Genomic DNA, 2093 nt, shown 5'->3' on the forward strand with positions numbered 1-2093 from the left:
CTTTCTCTGTATCATGACGTACGATCAGTGGTAATCAGGTAAAACATTAACACTCCTCCGACCTGGCCATACCCGACAAACTGTTTAAAAAGACACAAATTTGCTGCGAACCGGGTTTATGATTGGCCAAATTGACCGATTCCTTGATAATAACCCGGCAATTTCTGTTCGCTTTACCTTGCCAATGGTCCACCATCAGTTTGGCAATATCCGGATGTTCAAGGGCTGTTTCATACAGAAACAACCCCAGGTTGGAATCGTTGATATCAACACCAACGTTGAGCAGTTCACTGACGACCTTGTTATGGCCACGGTGTGCGGCATCACTCAGGCACCGGCCAAGTTGGCCAGCCATCTGCTGCACGCCCGCCAGTGTCTGGAAAAGACCGTGATTTTCGCCATTAGCAGCACGCACCAGCATATTCATAATGCGTGTGTGGTCTTCAGCCACAATTTGACAAAGCTGTGACAACACTTCTTTTTGTGTTTTCAGGGCCTGGTCACAAATAACATCTTCAAGATTATCAGTGATTGCTACCATGGAGCGCACCAATGGCAGATCAGTGGCACGCAAAGTGACGGCCAACAGCAGTGGATGCATCTGGCTGCCCACATCGGTAGCGTTCAGTTTAACGCCTGCCGCAACAAGCTGTTGCAGCTTATTTTTGTCTGCGCGATGTACAATTTGCTGCAGGCTCGGGGTAGCCCGGAAGCCCAGTTGCCAGAGTTCCCGCAGCAGCCGGGTGTTGCCCATGTGCGCAATTCTATAGAGGATGTTGCTATTACCATCAAGTCGAGAGCGATCAAACTGAACATTTTTCATCCCGTTCACAGCGTCCAGCAACAGCATGATCATGTGCTGCCGGTCCAGGCCAATGGCCAACTCCAGGGCATCGGTCAGTATCATTGAGCGGTATGTGTTAATTCGACCATCTGGCTGTGGTGCAGCAGAGTTGTCAAGAAGCGGGTCCGGGCGTTTCCAGCAATCCAGAATGGACCGGACAATGTCCTGGCAGTTCCCCTGTATCGCCTGAGCGAGGAAAGAGACCCCTCTGTCGTCAGTGATATCAAGATCAACTCCGGCGTTTATCAATGCCTGGATTACAGCCTGATTCTGCTTCAGCTGAGCCTGATTGTGTTTGATAGCGTCTGTGCAGGATTGCCTTATCAAAGAGCTGGCAATCGGCGTCTCAACATCACTCACCCGTGGCCCTTTTCCCTGACGATACTGGGCCGGAGCGCATTCCTGGTTCTCCCCGGGGTTTTCATCGTCAATAGTCTGTATTCTTTCCAGCGCACTGTGGAGAACATTATGGGCTTTTGTACTCCTTGCCAAAATCGAAAACAGGATAGCCCTGAGACCAGCAGCCCCGGAGTCACGCTCAACCGCTACCAGCGATGAAAGCACTGATGGATCGTCAACCTCCCTGAAAATGAGTGCCTCAACCTGCTGGTTTCTTGCCTCAATGTCAGCAAAACCCGATACCAGTACTGACAGTGCTTCCGTCTCCCTGGCTTGCGCCGCCAGTTTAATATCATTGCTGGCATCCACACCCCCTTGAATGAAGGTTTTAACCTTCTCTTCCTCCCTGCGTACTGCCGCCATCAATAAATACGACGGCGAACAACCACGGCTTTTGTAAATACCTGCCTTGAGAAATTCAGTGACCGCTCCCAACTCGTTATTGTAAACCGCCATGAGAAAAGCAATTTCCACACTGAGAGTACTTTGCATGGCGAAATAATTGACCACCGGACGCTGTTTGTTCACTGCCGCCTGATGGAACAATTGCCGGAATTGGCTGCCACCAAGTTCAGCCACCGGGAGCAACCGACTGAGCACTTTGACGTCTTCGCGAGCGACAGCTTCTGCTAAGATAGTTTCAATATCCCCTGCACCTGCGGCTTTGATCAGCCTGTTGGCCACCGATTTGTGACCCTTGTCAACGGCAATCAATGCGGGGGTTTTTCCCTCCCGACTCAGCAGGTTGACAGTGGCCCCCTGCTCCAACAACAGTTGTACCAGCTGCAGGTCGCCGCGTTCGGCGGCAGTATGCAGCAAAGGCAAGCCAGCAGGGGTCGTGGTATTGGCA

General features: G+C 51.5%; 1 protein-coding gene. It reads right to left on the bottom strand.

The features are described from left to right. Nucleotides 1-46: 46 nt before the first annotated feature. Nucleotides 47-2093 (bottom strand): ankyrin repeat domain-containing protein (locus tag KDK14_RS02645; RefSeq protein WP_257263473.1); only part of this gene is annotated, 2047 nt, incomplete at its 5' end.

Origin of the sequence: Endozoicomonas sp. ONNA2 (assembly GCF_024606365.1) — a bacterium.
GTDB lineage: Bacteria > Pseudomonadota > Gammaproteobacteria > Pseudomonadales > Endozoicomonadaceae > Endozoicomonas.